Raw genomic sequence first — 21,776 nt, 5'->3', positions numbered from 1 at the left:
TTCGCACGCCCCTTCGCGGCAACGGTATGATCTTTTCATAGAATGATCACACTAACCAATGCAATTCCAGGGGGCCGCTTTGCAGGAATGCTTGTAACCATCCTTCGAGACGCCCACTGCGCGGGGTCCTCAGGATGAGGCCTGGATTCGCGGCCACGTTGCGAGCAGACCCTCATGGTGAGGAGCCCGCGCAGCGGGCGTCCGGACGATGCTCTGCATCGCCGGGCGAACCATGCAGGCCGAGATGGTGCTACGCGGCCTCGGAACCACCAAGATAGGCATCGCGGATGCGGGGGTCGTCCTTCAGCGCCCGCGCCGGGCCTGAGAGCACGATCTTGCCGGTCTGGAGCACATAGGCCTCGTGCGCGATCTCGAGCGCGAGGCTGGCGTTCTGTTCGACCATGAAGACCGACACGCCTTCCTGGTTGATGGTGCGGATCAACTCCAGCACGCGGTCGACATAGAGCGGCGACAGGCCCATGGTCGGCTCGTCCATCACGATCATCCTCGGACGGCTCATCAGCGCGCGCGCCATCGCGACCATCTGCTGCTCGCCGCCGGAGAGCGAACCGGCACGCTGCGACAGCCGCTGACCAAGCTTCGGGAACAGCGTCAGCATCTTGTCGAGATCCTGCGCCACCGCATCGCGGTCGTTGCGCACGAAGGCCCCCATCAGGATGTTTTCGCGCACGCTCATGTCCGCGAACAACCGCCGCGCCTCGGGAACAGATGCGATACCACGGCGGACGATCTGCGGCGTGGTGAGCCCGAGCAGCGAGGCACCGTCGAAGGTCACGTCACCCGAGCGCGGTTTCACCAGGCCCAAGATGATCTTCATCGTGGTCGACTTGCCGCTGGCATTGCCGCCGAGCAGGCAGACGATATGGCCGCGGCCGACCGTGATCGACAGGTCGAAATGCACCTGCGCCTGGCCGTAGAAAGTGTTGACGTTCGAGAGCGCCAGCAGCGGCTCGGATGCGCCAGTCGTCATACCACGCTCTCCCGCTCCGGCGTCTCCGACAGGCCATGGCCGAGATAGGCCTCGATCACCTTGGGATCGCCACGCACCACTTCACCCGGCCCTTCCGCAATCTTCTTGCCCTCGTCCATGACGATGACGCGGTCGGAGAGGCGCATCACCATTTCAAGCTTGTGCTCGATCAGGAGGATGGTCAGCCCCTCGGCCTTCAGCTCGGCGACGAGGCCCTGCATCTCCGCGGTCTCGGTCGGGTTCATGCCGGCGGTCGGCTCGTCGAGCAGCAACAGGCGCGGCTTCAGCGCAAGCGCGCGCGCGATCTCGACGCGGCGGCGGTTGGCATAGGACAGGCTGTAGGCCGGCTGGTCGATCCGCGGCAGCAACCGCTCGCCGAAGCGTGCGAGAATAGTCTTCATCTCCTCGCGCAGCCGTTCCTCTTCGTCCCTGACGCTGGCCGGACGCAACAGCGCCAGCCCCAACTCCAGCAGCGGGCCGATCACCGGCACCGCGGGCTTCACCGCGCGCAGCCGCGTGTGCGCGCCGATCAGGACGTTGTCCATGACGCTGAGATTGCCGAAGACACGGCCGAGCTGGAACGTGCGCGCGATGCCTCCGGCCGCGAGCCGTTCGGGCGAGAGACCCGTGATGTCCTGCCCTTCGAAGTGGACATGGCCGGCATCGGGCCGATCGAGCCCGGTCACGAGGTTGAACAGCGTCGTCTTGCCGGCACCGTTCGGGCCGATGATGCTGATGAGCTCACCCCTGGCGAGATCGAGGTCGATGGCATCCACTGCAGTCAGGCCGCCAAAGCGACGCGTCAGCCCGCGCAGGGACAGCATGGGTGTGTGCTGCTCTGCCATCATATCGTTCCCAACAGGCCCTGCGGCCTGAACCGCACGAGCAGCAGCAACACGATGCCGTAGATCAGGATGCGATACTCCGCCGCGATCCGGAACACCTCCGGCAGGCCGACCAGCGCGACCGCTCCGACGATGGCCCCGACGACGTTGCCGAGGCCGCCGAGGATCACGACGGTCAGCGCCAGGATGGATTGCTGCGTGTTGAAGGTCTCGTGGTTGATGTAGGAATAAAGATGCGCGGCGATGCCGCCGCTGACACCGGCCGCGAAGCCGCCGAAGATGAAGGCCAGCGACTTGTAGCGGTTCAGGCTGAGGCCATAGGCGCGCGCGGCGATGTCGTCGTCGCGGATGGCGCGGAAGCTGCGGCCGAGATGCGAGCCGAGCAGCCGCCCCTGCAGCAGCGCCAGCACGACCATCACGACAAAGCTGAACCAGTAGATCGAGGTCGGGCTGACCAGATCGTAGCCAAACAGCGACAGCGGCGGAATGCCGGAGATGCCGATCGGGCCGCGGGTGACGCTCTCCCAGTTCAAAATCACCAGCGACACGATCTCGCCGATGGCCAGCGTCGCGATCGACACATAATGCCCGCGCAGGCGGAACGACGGCGAGATCAATGCCGTGCCGAGCGCGGCACTCATCAGGCCGCCGGCGATGATGGAGAGGCCGACGGGGACGGAGAAATTCAGCGACAGCAGCGCCGAGGTGTAGGCGCCGATCGCGAGCAGCGCGGCATGTCCGAGCGAGACCTGTCCCACCGTGCCCGCAACCAGCGTCAGGCTGAGCGCGAGCATGCCGAGTAGCCAGGCGTTGATCAGGGTCTGGAGCACGTAGAAGGACACCGGGAAGAACGGCAGGATCGCGAACACGCCAACGGCGACCAGCAGCGCCCAACGCGGAATCCGCACCGGGCGGCTCGGCGCGATGAAAGTGCCGGTGAGCGGCTCGGGTGGCGCCTGCCGCGCGCTGGCGAACAGGCCGTTCGGACGCAGCACGAGCACGACGACCAGCAGCAGGAACGCGAATAGATTGCGGTAGCTGGTGCCGAACACGGCGACGCCGTAGCTCTCGACCAGCCCGAGCAACAAGCTGCCGATCACGGCGCCCGGCACGTTGCCGGCACCCCCGACCACTTCCGCAACGACGCCCTTGAGCGTTGCCTGCAGGCTCATCGCGGTGTCGATCTGGTTGTAGTACATGCCGACCAGCAGGCCGGAGACGCCACCGAGCGCCGCCGCAATGCCAAATACGGCCTGATTGACGCGGTTGACGTCGACGCCCATCTGCATCGCGGCATCGCGGTCCTGCGCGGTGGCGCGCACCGCCCAGCCGAGCTTGCTGTAGCGCAGGAACACGAACAGCAGCAGCGCGCTGGTGAGGCCGACGCCGGCGATCAGCAGATCAAGAGGTCCGATCGTGCCGCCACCAACCTGGAAGCGAACGTCGGGCAGCTGGCTCGGCAGCGCGCGCGGGTTGGGCGAGAAGGTCAGCATCACCAGCTGATCGAGCACGAAGCTGATGCCGATGGTCGCGAGCAATGGTGCGATGCGCACGGAGTTCTGGAGCGGACGCAGGCCGAACCGTTCGATGATCAGTCCGACGATCGCGGCCGCCACCGCCACCACGATGATGGTGAGCGGCAGCGGCGTATGCAGCTGCACCACCGCGACCCAGCCGATATAGGCGCCGACGAGATAGATCGAGCCCTGGGCAAAGTTGATCAGCCGGCTGACGCCGAAGATCAGCGCAAGCCCGACCGCAACGAGCGCGTAAACATTGCCGACGATCAGCCCGTTGATCGTGTAGTCGAGCCAGGAAGACACGCTGATATCACCACGTAGAGAGGAAAGCGGCCGGAGCCCCCGCTCCGGCCATCATGTCAGGTCGGCTTGCCGTCCCAGAGCGCGAACTGGCCCTTGCGCACGACGAGCTCGGCGTTCATGGCGCCCTTGACGCGGCGGGTCGCGACGTCGAACGTCGCGGCGCCGAAGATGACGCTCGGCACGTCCTTGACCTTGGTGAAGGCGTCACGGACCGCCTTGCGGTCGGTGCCGCCGATCTTCACCACGGCAGCCGCCATGTTCATCGCATCATAGGCGTAGGCGTTGAAGGCGTCGGGCTCCAGACCGTTGTACTTCTTCTTGAAGCCGGCGATGAACTTCTGCACTTCGGGCCGCGGGTCTTCCGGGAAGTAGCGCGTGCCGACATGGACCTCTTCGACGGCCTCGCCGCCCAGCTCCAGGAATTTCGGCGAGTAGACCGAGCTCGCCGCGCAGATCACCTGCTTGAGCCCGACCTGTCGCGCCTGACGCGCGATCAGCGCGCCGTCGGAGTAGTAGGAGATCAGGATCAAGCCATCTGGGTTGGCGTCGCGGACGCGCACCAGGGTAGAGCGGAAGTCGCGCTCCTCCGCGATATAACCCTCGGTGACCGCGATTTCCGCGCCATATTCCTTTGCAGCATTGACGAAATAGTCGCGGCTGGTGCGGCCCCAATCCGTGTTGAGGTGCAGCACCGCGAGCTTCTTCAGGCCAAGGCGCTTCACGGCATAGGACGCCAGCAGCGGCTGCTCGTCGGCCTGGCTGACCGAGGTGCTCCACATGAAGTCGCCGCCCTTGGTGAAGTCAGGATGCGAGTTGGTGAAGCCGAACTGCACGAGGCCCGCGCGCTGATAGATCGGCGAGGCCGCCATCGAGGCCGGGCTGGAGAAGTCGCCGAGCTCAAGGACGATGCGGGGATCGGAGACGAATTTCTGCGCGATCGCCACCGACTGGCGCGGATCGCTCTGGCTGTCCTCGAAATTGTAGGTGAGCTTGCGGCCGTTGATGCCGCCGGCCGCCTGGATCTCGTCCAGCGCGAGGTCGAAGCCCTGCTTCCACTGCGTGCCATATTGCGCGTTCGGCCCGGTCAGGGGGCCGCTGACGCCGAGCAGGATCGGCTCGGAGGATTGCGCGAAGGCGCCGCGCGAACCGGCCGCTCCCGCCATCATGGCGGCGAGCGAGCCCTTGACCAGGGTACGACGATCGATGTTGCTCATGCACGGCTCCATCCAGTGTTGAAACAAGCAGCAATTCTTGTGCCGGTGAGATCGCCTATTTCGAGGGCTCACCGAGTGACAGCATCAGCCGGTTCGCCCAATTGAAGAACGACGCGCCGTTGATGACGTCGACGATCTCGGCATCGTCGAGGCCGGCGCGGCGCAGCTCTTCGACATTCTCAGGGCCGAACGCGATCGGCGTCGCGGCCAGCGCGACCGAGGCCTTGACCACCGCATTCCAGCGCTCGCCAAGGTCGGCCTTGACGCCTTCGTCGAGCAGACGCTGCACGTCGTCACGGCGCTTGGAATAGGTGCTGGCGAAACGCGCATGCACGGAGGCGCAATAGATGCAGCCGTTGTAGCGCGACGTCGCGGCCGCCGCGAGCTCACGCTCGGCGCGCGGCAGGCCGTCGGCGACGTTGTAGAAGATATCCTTGTCCGTCTTGGTGCGGGCTTCCAGCACCTCGGGATCACGCACGAGAAGGCGGAAGTATTCGGACTTGGCACGGGAGCGATCGACCAGGCCCGCGAAATGCCGCTCGGCCAATTCGGCCTCGGGCAGCGGGTCGATCCACGACACCCAGCCGAGCTCGTCCTGGGTGAAGACGACGGGCGGATTGACGTTGTTTGCAGCGCTCATGATGCAGTCTCCTTACGCGCCAGCCGCCGCGCTTGCGGTGCCCAGCGAGGCGCCGAGCACGCGCAGGCCCGTGACGACGCGCACCTGGAACGACAGGAACGCGACGAGCTGAGAGAAAGTGACGATGCCGGTGTCGGACCAGCCGGCGGCCAACAGCGCCTTCATATCGGCGGACGCGGCATCGCGCGGGCGGAACACCAGCAGATGCGCATGCTCCAGCGCTGCGGCGAGCCTGGCGCCAAGGACGGACTTGCCCTCCGCGCTCGCGCGATAGATCAGGCCGGCCGTGTTCTCGACTGACAGCGGTCCGGCAGGATACGCACCGTACGGGCCTGACGTCTCGCCGCGCCCGATTTCGACCTCGATCGCCTTGGCCAGGCGCGCACCATCGGCGGTCGCCGCGAGCTTCGCCCGGTAGAAGGCGGCCATGGTGGGCTCGCGGTGAAGGCCGATCACGAAGAGCCCGACTGCGGCGCGCTCCACAAGCGAAAAATCGCCGGCGTCGATCGGCTCGAACAGCGAGAGATAGCTCTTCTGCGCGTTCTCGCGCGCCTGCACGCGGCGTGCCCGAATGCCATCCAGAGCCGTGCCCGGTTCGATCCCGGCGAGCGTGTCGATGATATCTTTCGTAGCCATCATTCAGCCTCGTGCAACGCGATCATGTTCGCTCCGATCAGCCCGCCAGAGCCACGTCAGCCGCCGTCCGGGTCCAGCCCAGCGCCGGCGCGACCTTCTCCGCGACAAGCTCGATCGAGCGCAGGATATGAGGATGCGGCGCGTCCACCGAATGCGCCTGGAAAACGAGGTCGGTCACCCGCTCCAGCGTGGCGTCGGCGCGGAGCGAGGCGATGACGTCGTCGGCCGCGCCGACATGCGTGTCGAATGCGGTGATCATCTCCTCCAGCGTCTCGCCAGGCCTGGCGTGACCGCCCTTGAGGAACTGCGGCAGCGCGCGCCGCAGCCCGATGTCGGCAAGGCGCATCGCTTCAGTCCGGTCGTCGGCGACGAAGACGCTGCGTGAGGCCATGATCCGGGGCTCGCATCCCGGCGGCAGCGCTTCGAGATAGGCATCGATGACCGGATTCTGGATCTCGGCGAGCGTGGCCTTCGGCGCCTCCTTGGTCCGGGGCTGGGTGCGCGACAGCAGCAGGCCATCGCCGGCCTTGCCCGCGCGCGCACCACCGGCGACCGAGAACGTCGCCTGCCAGATCCGCTTGTCCAATTGGGGCCGTTGCGGATACAGCGTATCGCCACCAGTGAGCGGCTTGCCGACCAGGGCGGTGCGGACCACGTCAAGATTGCGGGCAAAGATCTCGTTGCGCAGGGCACTGTCGAGGCCGAAGGCGGCAAAGGCCGACGGATTGCCGCCGGTGCCGACGCCGAGCTCGAAGCGGCCGTTGCAGAGCAGATCGAGCACGGCGGCATCTTCCGCCACCCGCACCGCATTCTCCAGCGGCAGCGTGACGATGCCGGTGCCGAGACGGATGCGCGAGGTTTGCGCCGCGACGTAACCGAGGAAGGTGAAGGGCGACGGCAGGCCGCCCTCGCGTTCGTGAAAATGATGCTGCGCGATCCACGCGGAATCGAGGCCCGCTTTCTCTGCGCGCACGATCTGCTCGGCGGCAAAGCGGTAGCGCTCCGCGGGCGGGGCTTCATCGAGGAGGCGCGTGAAGAACCCCAGTCGTTTCAGGTTTGCAAAGCGTTTCATACGACCCCTGTCGGGCGAGGATGGGCCCCGATGATGTCGGTTGCCGCAGCTCCAGACAAGCGGGCATTGCGCAAGGCTGCCCGCCGGATCGCCCCCGCGCTGGACCTTGGCTAGGCAGATTGCCTACCAGCTCGGCAGCACCGCGCCCTTGAACTTGGTCAGGACGAACTCCTTGACCTCGGGCGTATGGTAGCTGTCGACGAGGATCTTGACCCAGGGCTTGTCCTTGTCGGCGGCGCGTACCGCGATCAGGTTGACGTAGGGGCCCTTCGGGTCCTCGCGCAGGATCGGATCCTTGACGGGATCAAGGCCCGCCTGGGTTGCATAATTGGTGTTGATCGCGGCGGCATCGACATCGTCGAGCGCGCGCGGCGCCTGCGCCGCATCGACCTCGATGAATTTCAGCTTCTTGGGATTCTCCGTGACGTCGAGCACCGTCGGCTTGAAGCCCGTGCCGTCCTTCAGCTTTATCACGCCCTTGTCGCGCAGCAGCAGCAGCACGCGGCCGCCATTGGTCGGATCGTTCGGGATCGAGACCTTGCCGCCTTCAGGGATATCGGCGAAGGCCTTGTGCTTCTTCGAATAGACGCCGATCGGGAAGTTCACGGTCAGCCCGACGGATTCGATCTTGTAGCCGCGGTCGGCCTTCTGGTTGTCGAGATAAGGCTGGTTCTGGAACGAATTGGCCTGGATCTCACCGGCATCGAGCGCGGCATTCGGCACGACGTAGTCGGAGAACTCGATCAGCTGAATGTCGAGGCCCTGCTTGGCTGCGATCGGCTTCACCGCCTCGAAGATCTGCGCATGCGGGCCCGGCGTCACACCGATCTTGATCGTCTCGGCGGTTGCTGCGGCCGACCAGGCGGCAAGCGCGGTTGCGAGGATCAGGGGGAGGCGAAACGACATCTTGGTCTCCATCACGCGGGCGGCAATCAGTGGAACCGTATTCGCTTCTCCGTGAGGCGAAATCAATGAAATGAAAATCCATAATGACTACCGGTGGCGGACTCTCGTTCTCCATTTGGCGCAAAATAGGAAACGAATTCGCAGGTCATGGGGCGCGTTGCGCAAGCGTGATGGGCATCACGGCAAAGTGTCACCCCGGATGCGAGATAAGTAGCAAGGCTAGCAAGGAGCTCAGCCATGACCGCCCTCGCCGCCCCGAAGTTCGCCAGCCCGAAGCGCCTCGGAGCCTCTATGCCCTGCTCCAGGGCGTGCCGTTCAATTCCGGCGTCGCCCTGACGATGAAGCTGATCAACGCGTCGTCGCTCAAGTTGCTGAGCAACTTGCTGCTGCTGTCGGCGCTACCGGCATCCAGTGATGCCTGTTTACTCGGAGCGCCACGTCCACGGTGACAGCATGATCAGGACGCAGATCGCGGCATAGGCGGCGAGCGAGGCCGTGACCATGGTGGCGAGACCCGCCATGCCCGCGCCAAAGCTCGCCACCGCGATCCAGCCGCCGCCGGCCGCGATCAGGATGCGCGCAAAGGACGAAGCGAGCGGCCCCATCGCTCGGCCGGTGCCTTGCACCGCGAACGAACTGACAAAACCGAAGCCGAGCGCGGCATAGGCCGGCGCGACGATGCGCAAATAGGTCATGCCCTCGCTGACGACGTCCGCGTCATGGCTGAAGAGGTGCAGCCAGGCTGTCGGGAAGATCGCGACCAGCAAGCCGATCGTGCCGGTCATGATCATGCCGACCACACCGCTGATCCAGCCGATCTTTCGTGCCCGCGCGGTCTGGCCCGCGCCCATGTTGACGCCGACCATGGTCAGCGTCGCCGTGCTGATCCCGAACAGCAGCGGAATCATGATGTAGTCCAGCCGCGAGGCGATGCCGTAGCCGGCGAGCGCGGAGGTGCCGAACAGGCCGACCGCGCCGGTGACGAGAATGACGGTGAGGTTGGTCAGCACCGCGTTGAACGCGGTGGGGATGCCGACCTTCAGCATGTCGCCGAAGATTTTTGCGCGCAACGGCACGATGTGCAGCTTCAGGCCAGTCGCGCCCGTCGACATGTAGCGCAGCAGGAACAGCATCGCCGCGCCGTAATAGAGGCCGAAGGCTATGCCGGCGCCGCCGATGCCGAGCCGCGGGATCGGCCCGAACCCGAAGATCAGTGCCGGCGAGACCGGAATGGTCACGATGGCGCCGACCAGAGTCACCAGGGCCGGCACTTTGACGTTGCCGGCGCCGCGCAGCGCGGCAGCCTGGAGGTTGACGATCCACACCGGGATGGCGCCGGCGAACAGATAGTTGGAATAGGTGGTGGCAGCGCTAAGCGCACCGTCGGTGCCGCCGAGGGCACGATAGAGATGCGGACCACCGAGGACGACGCCGAGCGTGAACACGCCGCCGGCAATGATCGCGAGCACCACGGCATGAAACAGCGCCGCCTCGGCATCGGCGCGGCGGCCGGCTCCAACCGCGCGCGCCACCGAGGACGCAACGCCGGAGCCGAACCCGCCGTTCGACATCATGGTCATCAGCATGAAGATCGGGAACACCAGCGCGGCGCCGGCGAGCGCATCGGTGCCGAGATAGCCGACATAATAGGCCTCCGCGATGTTGACCGCGGTCTGCGCCACGAGGACGGTCACGGTCGGCAGCGCGAGCTTGAGCAGCGTGGGCAAGATCGGCGCGGTCAGGAGCGCGGCGCGTCTTTGCTCAGCCGCGCTTGGTGCGGGCGTAGCCGCCTGGCGAAGCGGCGCCGCGGCGTGGGCCACGAATGGCGCGGCGGACAAGGCCGGCGCGGCGGCATCTTCGACGGACATGGTTCGATCCTGTGGTTCCCTCGGACCGCCCGGTCGGCCGCCCATTGCATTATGATCATAATGTATTAGTATGAACGTAATGCAATAGGACAGACCTCACGATTTTGTGGCATAGGGGGCGGCGGGTTCGCAGGAGGCGGAATTGGCGCGCTATGACAAGGGACACAGGGACACGACGCGGCGGCACATTCTCGATGTCGCATCATCGCAGTTCCGCGAGAGCGGCATCGCCGCGGTGGGCCTCGCCGGCATCATGGCGGAAGCGGGCCTGACCAACGGCGCCTTCTACACGCACTTCGCCTCCAAGGAGGATCTGGTGCGCGCGGTGCTGCTCGACGCGCTGGAGCGGCGCGAGCAGCGGCACAAGGACAATCTCGAAAACGGCGTCGCGCTCGAGACCGTGATCCGCGACTATCTCTCGCCCAGGCATCGCGATCGCGCGGCGACCGGTTGCCCGACCGCGGCCCTCGTCTCCGAGATCGCGCGGCATCCGAAGGCGACGCGCGAGGCCTTCACCGGCAAGATGTCCGACATCCTCGCGCTGATGGCAGCGCAAATGCCTGAGGGCACGCCGGCGGAACGGCGCCGCCGCGCCATCGCGGCCTACGCCACCATGGTCGGCGCGCTGCAATTGTCGCGCGCGGTGAGCGACAGGCAATTGTCGGAGGAGATTCTCGAGAACGCGGTGGATGCCGCGCTGGCGCTTGCGAAGGGGCGCTAGCCCCAGGGCGGCCTGCGTGTTGCTCAGCTCCTCGCGTCGAGCTGGCTGCTGCGACCGGACGAACTTGCTTGCGAGGCATAAGCGGAAGCTGCGGCCGACGCCGGTGAATAGTGCGACAGCGATTCGGCGAGTTCTTCGGCAGCCTCGGTGAGCTCCTTCAGGACGGCGTCGCTGTCCGTGGCATGGCCGCCGGAGGAATGCAGCACCTCGAACGAGATTCCGTTCGGAAGATCGACATGAACCTTGTCGATCCCGACGGCGTCGGGCGTGTCGCCGTTCTGCGCCTGGTCGGCGCTGGACGCCGGATCACCTGATATCTGCTGGCTCGCGAGCTTCTGCACGAAATCCTCGATGGACTTGAGCGCGCTGCTGTCGAAGCCGCCGCCACCGAAATGGACGATGCCGATCGACATACCATTCGGCAGGCTCACCTTGACCTCGTCGTAGGGCGTGCCGCTCTCCAGCAGAGACGAGAACATCGAGGCGCCGTCTTGTGAACCCGCTGATTTCGACTGGCTGGTGGATGAAGGCGACCCCGCCGCGCTTCCACCGATGCTGCTCATGCTGCTGACGCTCATACCCGCACTCCACTGTCATTGCGAACGCACGCTTTGCGTGCAATGCGCATGCCAGATGAGAGCCTCATTGCCATCAAGGGCTTATCGCGAAATCCGGCCGGCATCCCTTTCACGCCGGCAACAATGTCCCGGCAGAAGCTGCCCATCTCCACGTTCGCCATTTCGTCGCAGGGCCTTGCGGCCTCGCCGGCATTGCCGCCTCGTGCATGATGCAACATGATGGGGTGCCGAAGACGATTTTTCTTCGAGGTGGGGGTCATTCGATGAACGAAGACGAGATACGCAAGTCCATCGCGGAGGTGAAGCAAGGCACGCTGTCGCGACGCTCGTTCATCCGGACCATGGCTGCGGCCGGGATCGCCGCGCCGGTCGCGAGCCAGATCCTGCTCTGGAACGACGTCGCGATGGCGGATGCCACGCTGCCATACAAGCCGACCAAGGCCGGCGGCGGCGGCCCGCTCAAGATCCTGCTGTGGCAGGCCCCCACCCTGCTCAATCCGCATTTCGCCATCGGCACCAAGGATCAGATCGCCTCGCGCATCTTCTTCGAGCCGCTGGCCGGTTGGGACAAGGACGGCAACCTCATCCCCTGCCTCGCCGCCGAGATTCCGACCAAGGCGAACGGCAGCCTCGCGGCCGACGGCATGAGCGTTATCTGGAAGCTGAAGCAGGGCGTGAAGTGGCATGACGGCAAGCCCTTCACCGCCGACGACGTCGTCTTCACCTGGACCTATGCGGCGGACCTCGCGACCGCCGCCTACAGCACGGGATCCTACAAGGACATCACCGTCGAGAAGATCGACGACCACACCGTCAAGGTGCTGTTCAAGGCCCCGACCCCGTTTTGGGCCGACCCCTTCGTCGGCTCGGTCGGCCAGATCCTGCCGAAGCACCATTTCGGCGACTATGCCGGCGCGAAATCGCGCGAGGCGCCGGGCAATCTGAAGCCGGTCGGCACCGGCCCGTACAAATTCGTCGAGTTCAAGCCGGGCGACCTGATCCGGGCCGAACGCAACCCCGACTATCACGTCAAGAACCAGCCGCATTTCGACACGCTCGAGGTCAAGGGCGGCGGCGACGCGGTCTCCGCGGCGCGCACCGTGCTCCAGACCGGCGAGTACGACTATGCCTGGAACCTGCTGGTGGAGGAGGAGGTCCTCAAGCGCATGGAGGCCAGCGGCAAAGGCAGGGTCGACATCACGCCGTCCGGCAACGTCGAGTTCATCATCCTCAACACGACGGACCCCTGGACCGAGGTCGACGGCGAGCGCTCCAGCGTCAAGACCAAGCACCCGACGCTGTCCGATCCGGTCGTCCGCCAGGCGTTCAACCTCCTGATCGATCGCGAGGCGATCCAGAAATTCATCTACGGCCGCGGCGGCATCGCCACGGCAAGCTTCGTCAACCAGCCCCAGCAGTTCAAGTCGGGCAAGCTGACCTACGCATTCGACGTCGACAAGGCGAACAAAATCCTCGACGAGGCCGGCTGGAAGCGGGGCGCGGACGGCATCCGCGAGAAGGACGGCAAGAAGCTCAAATACGTCTTCCAGACCTCGATCAACGGCCCGCGCCAGAAGACGCAGGCCATCATCAAGCAGGCCTGCCAGAAGGCCGGTATCGACATCGAGCTGAAGTCGGTGACCGCATCGGTGTTCTTCTCGTCTGATGTCGGCAACCCCGACACCTACTCGAAACTCTATTGCGACATGGAGATGTACAACACGACGCAGCCGCAGCCCGATCCGGAGCGGTTCTTGAACCAGTGCGTCTCCTGGGAGATCGCCAACAAGGAGAACAAGTGGCTCGGCCGCAACATCTCGCGCTGGTCCGATCCCGAGGCCGACAAGGCCTACAAGACCGCGAAGCAGGAGCTCGATCCGGTCAAGCGCGCCGCGCTCCTGATCAAGGTCAACGAGATCTTCTGCGAAGCCAATATTCTGGTGCCGCTGCTCTCCCGCAACATCGTCGGCGCCGGCGTCAATAACCTCATGGCCGACATCTCGGGCTGGGACGTCACGACCTGGAATTTGGGGAGCTGGTATCGGGTCTGACGACCGGCGCGCGAGGACCCGGCTCCCTCAAGGCGCCGGGTCGCATGCCGTATCTGCGCATGATGGCTTTGCTCAGCGCGCCTTCGGACGCATAGCCGACCTCGCCGGCGATCTTCGCGATCGGATCGGAGGTGCCGGCCAGCCGCTTGCGCGCGACCGTCAATCGCAAATCGGACAGGAACGTCATGGGCGCGACCCCCGCGCGCTTTTGAAAAGCGCGCACCAGCGTCGCGCGCGAGGCGATCGCCACCGCCGCCATGTCGTCGAGCGTCCAGTCCCGGGCGAGATCGTTGAGGATCGCCGACACCACACGGGCCGTCACGCGGTCGCGCAACAGCGACACCGTCCCGTTCCCGGAGGCATCGTCCGAAAGATGGTCGCGGAGCATCATCACGAACAACGCCCTCGCGAGGTCGGCCGCGACCACTTCCGATCCAACCCGTCCAGCGTCCAGTTCCTCTCGGATGTCGATCAGCAGGCGCCGAAACCGTTCCAGCAGCGGCTCCTCCGCTGTGCGCAGGATGATCTCGTCGGGAAGCGCGGCGATCAACGGATTATCATCCGACGTTTCGAACAGGAAACGGCCGCACAGCAGTTCGGTATCGACCTCGGCCTCGACCGTCGCGCGCTGGCGGACGCCATTGCGGACCTCGGTCGTAACACGCCTGACAGCGCCGCCCGTCCGGCTTCGAACCGCGTGACTGTCGCCATGCGGCAGGAGAAGGATGTCGCCGGCTTCCAGCCGCTGCGGGCCCAGGCCCGGCCGCTCGACCACGCAAGCGCCGCGCGTGACCATGTGGAACTGCGCCCACCCCTTGCCGTTCGGCGCGTGTAGCGACTCCCAGCTGCCGCCAAATTTGCAGGAATCCTCGAATATTGGACGGATCCTGAACAGCGGCACCATCGCCTTCAACAATTCCGCCGCGTCCGCCTCCGACATCCCTCTCCCCTTGATCCGCCCGGACATGTCTCCGAGCCGCCCGGCCATTCCATGGAACAGCCAAGCGCATCTACCATACAAGAGGGCCGTCCCGCGCATGAGTGGACCAGTACTCATGGCTTTTAACACATCCTAACGAGCAATCCTCACGGTGTTCGGTAATGTCACGGCATGAAGGCGGCAGGGATTTCCAAAAACACGGTCATCACGGGGAGATCATATGACGTCCAAGACGCCAGTTGAGTTGTTGCCACGGCCTGCGAATGTGTCGCGCCGCGGCTTCGTGGGAGGCCTGTCGGCGGGCATCCTTGGCGCGGTGGCGTCCGAGGCGGCGGGCGCCGAGACGCTCGCCGACGTCCCCGATCGCGGGCCCGGCGCTGATCTGAGCGCGCACAGCGAACGCTCCCGGTTTGCAAAACTCGATCGCATCCCCGAGGCCACGCCGGGCAAGCGCAACGTCGATCCCGGCGATGCCATCAATTCCAAGACCCCGCATCAGAAACTGGTAGGCAACATCACGCCGACGGACCTGCATTACGAGCGCAGCCATTCCGGCGTGCCCGATATCGATCCTGCCCAGCACAGGCTGCTGATCCACGGCATGGTCGGCAAGCCGCTGGTGTTCAGCGTCGAGGATCTGAAGCGGATGCCGTCGGTGACGCGCGTCGTGTTCATCGAATGCACCGGCAACGGCTGGGAGAACTGGAAAAAAGCCGATCCTGACGTGACGGTGCAGAACACGCATGGCCTCGTCAGCACCAATGAATGGACCGGCGTTCCGCTCAAATTCCTGATCGACCTCGTCGCCAAGGACAAGGGTTCGAACTGGATGCTGGCGGAGGGCGGCGACGGCGCGGGTGTCGATCGCAGCATTCCCCTCACCGACGAGATCGTGAACGAGGCTTTCGTCGCCTACGGCCAGAACGGCGAGCCGCTGCGGCCCGCGCACGGCTTTCCGATGCGGCTGGTGATGCCGGGCTTCGAAGGCAACCTCAACATCAAATGGCTGCGCCGCCTCAAGTTCGGCAGCGAGCCCTGGATGACGCGCTGGGAGACGGCGCGCTACACCCAGCTGCTGGCCAACGGCAAGGCGCGGCAGTTTCAGCTGCGGATGGAAACCAACTCCGTCATCACGCAACCATCGGGCATGATGCAGATCCAGCCGGGCTATAACCGCATCTCGGGTCTTGCCTGGAGCGGTCATGGCAAGATCGCCAAGGTCGAGATCTCCACTGACGGCGCCAAGACGTGGAAACCCGCGCAATTGAGCGAGCCGGTGCTGTCCAAGGCGCAGGTGCGCTTCCAGATGGATTGGGTCTGGGACGGCAAGCCGACAAAAATCGTGAGCCGCTCGACCGACGACCAGGGCAACGTTCAGCCGGACCGGCAGTCCTTCATCGCCGCGATGGGGACCAACGCGCTGTTTCACTACAACGCCCAGCAGACCTGGAGCATCGACGAAGCCGGGAGGGTCCGCAATGTTCTCGCATGACAAGCTGTTTCTCGCCGGCATCCTCGCCGCCGGCCTGTTCGCCGCGCCCGCGCTGGCGTTCGATTTCGGCCGTCCGGCAACGCCGCAGGAAATCAAGCTATGGGACATCGACGTCGGCCCCGACGGCAAGGGCCTGCCCGACGGCAGCGGCACGGCGGTGCAAGGCAAGCAGATCTTTGCCGACAATTGCGCGGCCTGTCATGGCGACAACGGCCAGGGCGGCATCAAGGATCGTCTCGCCGGCGGACAGGGCACGCTCGCCTCCAACATGCCGGTCAAGACCGTGGGCAGCTTCTGGCCCTATGCGACGACCCTGTTCGACTACATTCATCGCGCGATGCCGTATCCGACGCCGGGCTCGCTCAGCACCGACGAGACCTATGCCGTCACCGCCTACATATTGAGCCTCAACGGCATCGTTCCCGCCGACGGCAAGGTCGACAAGGAGTCCTTGCCGAAAATCAGGATGCCCAATCGCGACGGCTTCATTCCGGAGCCGGAATTCGACCCGGCGCGATTATTCCGCAAGAAGTGAGCCTGACATCATGAGGCTCTTCACACTGATCCGGATCTCCGCGCTGGTCGCGACATGTTTCTGGGAGACGCAGGCAATGGCTACAGACGGACTTATCACCATCAAGAGCAATTTTGGCCCGCAGGACACGATGACGCGGCTCGAGACCGAGGTGAAGGCCAAAGGCCTCACCGTGTTTGCCCATGTCGATCACGCCGCGGGCGCTGCCGCCGTCGGCATGACTCTGCGGCCGACCGATCTCCTCATCTTCGGCAACGCCAAGGGCGGCACGCCGTTGATGCAGCAGGCGCAGACCGTCGGCATCGACCTGCCGCTGAAGGCGCTGGTCTGGCAGGACGAGCAAGGCGCGACCTGGCTGTCCTACAACGATCCGGCCTATCTCGCCGGCCGTCACGGCGTCGGCGAGCCGGCCAAAACCGCCATCGGCGCGATGACCGCCGCACTGCATGCCATCGCGGCCAAGGCCACCGCACCGTAAGCGCGCCGCGACGGCCGCGCGAGGAGAGGTTCATGAACGTGACCAGCGGGCAACCGGCGCCGCCCAAGGCGCAAGACGGCAAGCTCGCCAGATGGCTGGTCATCGCGGCGTTGTGCGCCATGCTCGTCGCCGCGAGTGTTCTCGGCTATCTCGGCTGGACCAGCACGGATACCAGCGTGCCGGCGTCCGGCTATGTCGCGCTGGTGCTCGGCGTGGTGTTCTCGCTGGTTGTCGGCGTCGGCCTGATGGCGCTGGTGTTCTACAGCAGCCGCAAAGGCTATGACGAACCGGTGGTGCTGATCCGGGAGCCGGAGAGCGATTCGGAGGATGGACAGAGCGGCCCGCGCGAAGCCGCAACAAGGGGTTGACGGGGTGACGGGTGTTTTGCCCGACGAGCAATCCGAATAAGATGGCCGCCGGCACGTCGCGGAGTATTGAAAGTACCGCACCGCTTCGCGATTGCGACTGGGCCTGGCAACCGAATAGAGTGGGCCATCCCGTCACGAGAAAGGGAGTCAGGCATGGACGCGCCGAGCTCTGACAAGGACATTCAAAACACACCCGACGAGCCGGCTAACGAACAGGCGAAAACCACGCGCAACCCAACTCGTACTCCTTCCATCATCGTCGGTGTCGTTGCGGCTGCCGTCGTCGCGCTTTCCGCCTTCTATCTCTTACGACCCGAACCCTTGCTGGTTCAGGGCGAGGTCGATGCAACGCGGCTCGATATCGCGGCGCGCGTGGACGGACGGGTCGGCAAGATTCCCGTCGAGCGCGGCCAGAACGTCGCTGCGGGCGCGGTGCTGGTCCAGATCGACAATCCGGAAACGCTGGCCAAACACGACCAGATGAAGGCGGCCAAGGCCGTTGCGGACGCCCAGCTTGCCAACGTACTCGTCGGAACGCGGGTGGAAGTGATCGCGGCACGGAAGGCGGAGATGGAGCGCGCCCAGGCGGCGCTGGTGCTGGCACAGAAGACGTTTGACCGCACACACACCTTGACCGAGCAAGGCAACGCGCCGCAAGCCCGCCTCGATCAGGCCACCGATGCGCTGCACGAAAGCGAGCGCGCCGTCGACCAGGCCAAATCGGCCTATGAGCAGGCGGTCAATGGCTACACCAAGGAGGAGCGGGCCATTGCCAATACCAATGTCGAAAAGGCCAGTGCCGATATCCAGAGTGTCCAGTCGATCATCGACCAGCTCGTGGTTTATGCGCCCGTAGCCTCGCAGATCTATCAGCGTAATGTGGAACCCGGCGAATACGTCTCGCCGGGCGTCCCGCTCGTCACCTTGATCAATCTCGCGGACCTCTGGGTGCATTTCGATCTGCGCGAGGATCTCGTCAAAGGCCTCAAGGTCGGCGATCGCTTCGATGTCCGCATTCCCGCCCTCGGCGACCGCTCGGTGACAGTCGAGGTCAAGCTCATCGCGACCAAGGGCGAATATGCAAGCTGGCGGGCCACGCGTGCTTCGGGTGATTTCGACCTGCGGACGTTTTCGATCCGTGCCTATCCGGTGCAACCGGTGCCCGAGCTGCGACCGGGAATGAGCGCCTATCTCGACTGGCGGTCGCGGCCATGAGGCCGGCGCCAAAGCCCGGATTTCTGCTGGTCGCGCGGCGCGAGTGCCGCTGGCTGCTTCATGACCGCGTGGCGCTGCTCCTGATCTTCGGCGTGCCGCTGTTCGCGTTCGTGGTGCTCACCACGGTCTTCAGCCATCCAGTCATCCGCGGGCTCGGCGTGACTGTCGTCGACGAGGACAAGTCGGACGCGTCGCGTGCCCTGGTGGAATACATTGCGGCGTCGCCAAGCCTGAAGATCGTCGACCGCTCCGGCACGCTGTCCACGGCCGTGCAGGACATACGCTCCGGCAAGTCGATTTCGGCCGTCCACATTCCGCCGGATTTCGAGCGCGACCTGAAGGCCGCGCGCCGCCCGCAGATCGTCGGGTTTTATAACCAGCAGTTTTTGACTCCCTCCGGGATCGCATCCTCGGGTCTGAGCGATTCACTTTCCGCAGCGGCAGCGGTGGCCGCTCCCGCCAGTCGCGCGGCACCTGCGCCAGCGTCCCTGGGTGCGCTCAAAGCGGAGACCATGGCGCTCGTCAATCCGCAGAAGAACTACGCGCAGTTCCTGCTGCGCGCGCTGCTGCCGACCATCATCCATGTGGTGATGACCCTTGCCGCCGGCTATTCCGTCGGCTCCGAATTCCGCCGCCGCGACGCGCGGGCGTGGCTCGAAAGCGCCGGCGGCGATCCGCTTGTCGCGCTGGCCGGCAAGCTCGCGCCGCTGTTCTGCATCTTCATTTTGATCATGCTGGCCGAGCCGCTGTTCCTGGAGGGTGTGCTGGAGATTCCCTTCAAGGGCGACTTGCCGTTGATGATCGCTGCGGCCTCGCTGCTGATCATCGCCTATCTGTCGCTCGGCGCCCTGCTCCAGCTTCTGGTCGGCGATCTCGCCACCGGACTCGGGCTTGCGGGCCTCATTGCCTCGCCCGCATTCGGCTATGCCGGCGTCGGCTTTCCCACCATCGGCATGAATGCCTTTGCGCAGACATGGAGCGCGATCCTGCCGCTTCGCTGGTACATGGCCGTCCTGCTGGGACAAGCCGCGCGGGGATTGCCGGTCGCGGATTCCGCTATTCCCTTCGCTGCACTTGCCGGCCTGGCGCTGGTCTTTGCCGGCCTGGCGTGGATGTGCATGGCGAACGTCACCCGCAAGGGCTGGTTCGCAACAGCGCGGCCTGCCGAGCCACACGAGGTCATCTCCACACCGCGCGGCGTCGGCGGCGCCTTCGTGGCGGAGTGGCGGCGCGTGCTGGGAACGCGGGGCGCCTTCGCTCTGCTGTTTCTCGCTCCCCTGGTCTACGGCATCTACTATCCGCAGCCCTATCTGAACCAGATCCTTCGCAAGCTTCCGATTGCGGTCGTCGATAACGATCTCAGCAATCTCAGCCGGCAGATCGTCGAGACGCTGGACGCGAGCGGCGCATTAAGCGTGACGGTTCGCGCCCGAACGCTCGCCGAGGCGCACAGCGCGATCGATCGCGGGCAGGCCTTTGCCGCCGTCGAGATTCCACCCGACACCGAACGCGACGTGCTCAAGGGCATCACCGCCCACATACCCGTCTATGCGGACGCAACCTATCTGTTCATCTTCAGATCGAGCGCCAGCGGGGTCGCCACCGCCATCGGAACCTTGACGTCCGAGCTGGTTTCGCGCGGCGCGCGCTCGGATGGCAGCCTCGTCAAGGCGAAGCTCGCGACGTCGAGCCCGGCCGACGTGTTGCTGCAGCCGATCTTCAACCCGGTGGGCGGCTATGCGAGCTACGTCGTTCCGGCGGCGTTCATCCTGATCCTGCAGCAGACCCTGCTGATCGGCGCAGCGATGCTGACCGGCACCGCGCTGGCGAGCGGAGGCGCAGCCTTTGCCGGCGTGCTCGGCCGCGGCATCGCGCATCTGACCGTCTACCTTCCTGCGCTCGCGCTCTATCTCATCGTGCTGCCGCGGATCTACGGTTTTTCGACACTCGGCCATCTTCCGCAGATCCTCGCGCTCGCGAGTGTCTTTCTGCTGGCAACGAGCTTCATGGGGCAGGCTGTCGGGGCCTGGTTCACGCGGCCGGAGAACGCAACCATCCTGCTGCTGGCGACGAGCCTGCCGCAGTTCTTCATGGCCGGCTTCGCGTGGCCGCGCGAAGCAATTCCGGACGTGGCCCTTGCGTTCGGCCGGTTATTCCCGGCCGACTCCGCGATCGACGGCCTCGTGCGCGTCAACCAGCTCGGCGCCGGTATCTGGGAGGTTGCGCATGACTGGCTCGCATTGTGGTGCCTGGCGCTCGGCTACTTCGCGCTCGCGGTGATCTCGGCATTTGCCGTCAGGAGGAGACAGGGACATGTCCAACCTTAGACCTGCCGCCTTCGTCGCGATTCCGCTCGCGCTGGTCGCGGCGGGCGCGCTGCTCTATGTCATGCGCCACGCGGCACCGCCCGCCGCCATCGTCGGCGTCGTGCGCGCGACCGAGATCAGGGTCGAGCCGGAGGTCAACGGCCAGCTGGTCTCGATTGCGGTCGAGAAGGGTGCCTCTGTGAAGGCCGCCGACGTCGTGGCGCGGCTCTCGGCGGTGGAGTTGACGGCGCAGGCGGACCAGGCGCGTGCCGTGCTCGCGTCCGCCGTCGCAAGCCGCAACAACGTCTATGCCGGCGTGCGCCGCGAACAGGTCGATTCGCTGAAAGCCGCCATCGCCAAGGCCGGCGCCCGCCTCGACTACGTGCAGGCTCAGCTCACACGGACCAGCACGCTGGCGCGCCAGAGCTTCGAATCCCAACAGTCGCTCGACCAGGCCGAGAATGACGTTGCAAGCGCGCGTGCCGGCGTGGCGGAGGCCCAGGCCAATTACGATGCGGCCGTGGCGGGACCGACCCGGGAAGAGCGCGCGGTCGCCGACGCTCAGGTGCAGGCTGCGGCCTCCGCGGTCACCGTGCTCGAGCGCCGCCTCGACAAGATGGTGTTGCGCGCGCCGGCCGACGGCGTGGTCAGCGTCATCGCCGCCGAGGTCGGCGAAAATGTTCGCGCGGGCCAACCGATCCTGATGGTCGAGGCCGCGGGCAGGCAATGGCTCTCGTTCAACGTGCGCGAGGATCATCTCGATCGTCTCGCGATGGGAGAAACAGCGAACGTGATGCGGAACGGCGCTAATGGCGCGACCAAGGCGGTCATCACCGAGCTGCGGCCGCTCGGAACGTTTGCCACCTGGCAAGCTGAGCGGGTCATCGGCGATCACGACCGCAACACGCTTCGCCTGCGCCTCGACCCGAAGGGAGAGTTAGCAGGCCTTGAGCCGGGCATGACCGTCTGGATCGGCCCCTAAACCCCGGTGATTTGAGCTCGCGGAACCAAGCGGTTCCGACCGTCTGCAAAATGAAGCCCCAGCAGTCATTGAGACCACTGGGGTTTTTCAACAGCCTTGCGGAATTCGAATTCAG

The 21,776-nt window shown here is 65.3% G+C and carries 20 protein-coding genes; 9 read left to right on the top strand and 11 right to left on the bottom strand.

Going from position 1 to position 21,776, the window contains the following annotated elements:
* Nucleotides 1-250 precede the first annotated feature (250 nt).
* From AB7531_RS07835 to AB7531_RS07795, 9 genes are all read right to left on the bottom strand, one after another.
* A complete protein-coding gene (locus AB7531_RS07835; protein WP_063981254.1) occupies nt 251-991 on the bottom strand; it encodes an ABC transporter ATP-binding protein in 741 nt (246 codons plus the stop codon).
* On the bottom strand, nt 988-1,836 hold the full coding sequence (locus AB7531_RS07830) for an ABC transporter ATP-binding protein (RefSeq protein ID WP_063981253.1): 849 nt from the start codon (nt 1,834-1,836) through the stop codon (nt 988-990). The genes AB7531_RS07835 and AB7531_RS07830 overlap by 4 nt, the downstream gene beginning before the upstream one ends.
* Nucleotides 1,836-3,659 carry an ABC transporter permease gene (locus AB7531_RS07825; protein ID WP_063981252.1) on the bottom strand — a complete coding sequence of 608 codons (1,824 nt, stop codon included), beginning with the start codon at nt 3,657-3,659 and terminating at the stop codon, nt 1,836-1,838. Before AB7531_RS07825 ends, AB7531_RS07830 begins: the two co-directional genes overlap by 1 nt.
* Nucleotides 3,660-3,715: 56 nt before the next feature.
* The gene (locus AB7531_RS07820; RefSeq protein WP_063981251.1) at nt 3,716-4,873 is read right to left on the bottom strand and encodes an ABC transporter substrate-binding protein; all 1,158 of its coding nucleotides are present in this window, start codon (nt 4,871-4,873) and stop codon (nt 3,716-3,718) included.
* A gap of 55 nt (nt 4,874-4,928) precedes the next feature.
* On the bottom strand, nt 4,929-5,513 hold the full coding sequence (locus AB7531_RS07815; RefSeq protein WP_063981250.1) for an alkylhydroperoxidase domain protein: 585 nt from the start codon (nt 5,511-5,513) through the stop codon (nt 4,929-4,931).
* 12 nt (nt 5,514-5,525) lie between these two features.
* Nucleotides 5,526-6,149, bottom strand: a complete 624-nt coding sequence (locus AB7531_RS07810) for a CMD domain protein (RefSeq protein WP_063986108.1) — start codon at nt 6,147-6,149, stop codon at nt 5,526-5,528.
* A 37-nt stretch (nt 6,150-6,186) separates the two neighbouring features.
* A complete protein-coding gene (locus AB7531_RS07805) occupies nt 6,187-7,221 on the bottom strand; it encodes a putative FMN-dependent luciferase-like monooxygenase (RefSeq protein ID WP_063981249.1) in 1,035 nt (344 codons plus the stop codon).
* 123 nt (nt 7,222-7,344) lie between these two features.
* Complete coding sequence (locus AB7531_RS07800; RefSeq protein ID WP_028153283.1) at nt 7,345-8,139, bottom strand: MetQ/NlpA family ABC transporter substrate-binding protein; 795 nt, start codon at nt 8,137-8,139, stop codon at nt 7,345-7,347.
* Nucleotides 8,140-8,549: 410 nt separating this feature from the next.
* Entirely contained in the window at nt 8,550-9,995 is a 1,446-nt protein-coding gene (locus AB7531_RS07795) for an MATE family efflux transporter (RefSeq protein ID WP_063981248.1), read from the bottom strand.
* 142 nt (nt 9,996-10,137) lie between these two features.
* Here AB7531_RS07795 and AB7531_RS07790 point away from each other — a divergent pair, with 142 nt between their 5' ends.
* Nucleotides 10,138-10,716 carry a TetR family transcriptional regulator gene (locus tag AB7531_RS07790; protein WP_063981247.1) on the top strand — a complete coding sequence of 193 codons (579 nt, stop codon included), beginning with the start codon at nt 10,138-10,140 and terminating at the stop codon, nt 10,714-10,716.
* A 23-nt stretch (nt 10,717-10,739) separates the two neighbouring features.
* Here the strand turns inward: AB7531_RS07790 and AB7531_RS07785 are convergent, their stop codons facing one another.
* On the bottom strand, nt 10,740-11,294 hold the full coding sequence (locus AB7531_RS07785) for a hypothetical protein (protein ID WP_187387932.1): 555 nt from the start codon (nt 11,292-11,294) through the stop codon (nt 10,740-10,742).
* 263 nt (nt 11,295-11,557) lie between these two features.
* On the opposite strand from AB7531_RS07785, the gene AB7531_RS07780 reads away from it, so the two are divergent.
* Nucleotides 11,558-13,345 (top strand): peptide ABC transporter substrate-binding protein, encoded by a 1,788-nt coding sequence (locus AB7531_RS07780; protein WP_441279926.1) that lies wholly within the window; start codon nt 11,558-11,560, stop codon nt 13,343-13,345.
* On the opposite strand, the gene AB7531_RS07775 is transcribed toward AB7531_RS07780, so the two are convergent.
* Nucleotides 13,308-14,285 carry an AraC family transcriptional regulator gene (locus tag AB7531_RS07775; protein WP_187387931.1) on the bottom strand — a complete coding sequence of 326 codons (978 nt, stop codon included), beginning with the start codon at nt 14,283-14,285 and terminating at the stop codon, nt 13,308-13,310. The two genes, AB7531_RS07780 and AB7531_RS07775, sit on opposite strands and share 38 nt — an antisense overlap.
* Before the next feature lie 220 nt (nt 14,286-14,505).
* Between AB7531_RS07775 and soxC the strand changes: the two genes are divergently transcribed.
* From soxC to AB7531_RS07740, 7 genes are all read left to right on the top strand, one after another.
* On the top strand, nt 14,506-15,777 hold the full coding sequence (gene soxC / locus AB7531_RS07770) for a sulfite dehydrogenase (RefSeq protein ID WP_063981243.1): 1,272 nt from the start codon (nt 14,506-14,508) through the stop codon (nt 15,775-15,777).
* Nucleotides 15,764-16,312, top strand: coding sequence for a c-type cytochrome (locus AB7531_RS07765; protein WP_063981242.1), 549 nt, complete (start codon nt 15,764-15,766; stop codon nt 16,310-16,312). Before soxC ends, AB7531_RS07765 begins: the two co-directional genes overlap by 14 nt.
* Before the next feature lie 10 nt (nt 16,313-16,322).
* Nucleotides 16,323-16,790: a DUF302 domain-containing protein gene (locus AB7531_RS07760; RefSeq protein WP_063981241.1), complete on the top strand. Its 468-nt coding sequence runs from the start codon at nt 16,323-16,325 to the stop codon at nt 16,788-16,790.
* A gap of 32 nt (nt 16,791-16,822) precedes the next feature.
* Nucleotides 16,823-17,158 (top strand): hypothetical protein, encoded by a 336-nt coding sequence (locus tag AB7531_RS07755; RefSeq protein WP_063981240.1) that lies wholly within the window; start codon nt 16,823-16,825, stop codon nt 17,156-17,158.
* Nucleotides 17,159-17,311: 153 nt separating this feature from the next.
* Entirely contained in the window at nt 17,312-18,373 is a 1,062-nt protein-coding gene (locus AB7531_RS07750; RefSeq protein ID WP_283017535.1) for an HlyD family secretion protein, read from the top strand.
* Entirely contained in the window at nt 18,370-20,700 is a 2,331-nt protein-coding gene (locus AB7531_RS07745) for an ABC transporter permease (RefSeq protein WP_283017536.1), read from the top strand. The genes AB7531_RS07750 and AB7531_RS07745 overlap by 4 nt, the downstream gene beginning before the upstream one ends.
* Entirely contained in the window at nt 20,687-21,661 is a 975-nt protein-coding gene (locus tag AB7531_RS07740) for an HlyD family secretion protein (protein ID WP_063981237.1), read from the top strand. The genes AB7531_RS07745 and AB7531_RS07740 overlap by 14 nt, the downstream gene beginning before the upstream one ends.
* Nucleotides 21,662-21,776 lie beyond the last annotated feature (115 nt).

It is taken from the genome of Bradyrhizobium sp. 63_E2_N1_3, from assembly GCF_052076005.1.
GTDB classification, from domain to species: Bacteria; Pseudomonadota; Alphaproteobacteria; order Rhizobiales; family Xanthobacteraceae; genus Bradyrhizobium; species Bradyrhizobium barranii.
The sequence above is the reverse complement of the archived record's forward strand: the minus strand, read 5'-3'. Positions and strand labels throughout refer to the sequence as shown.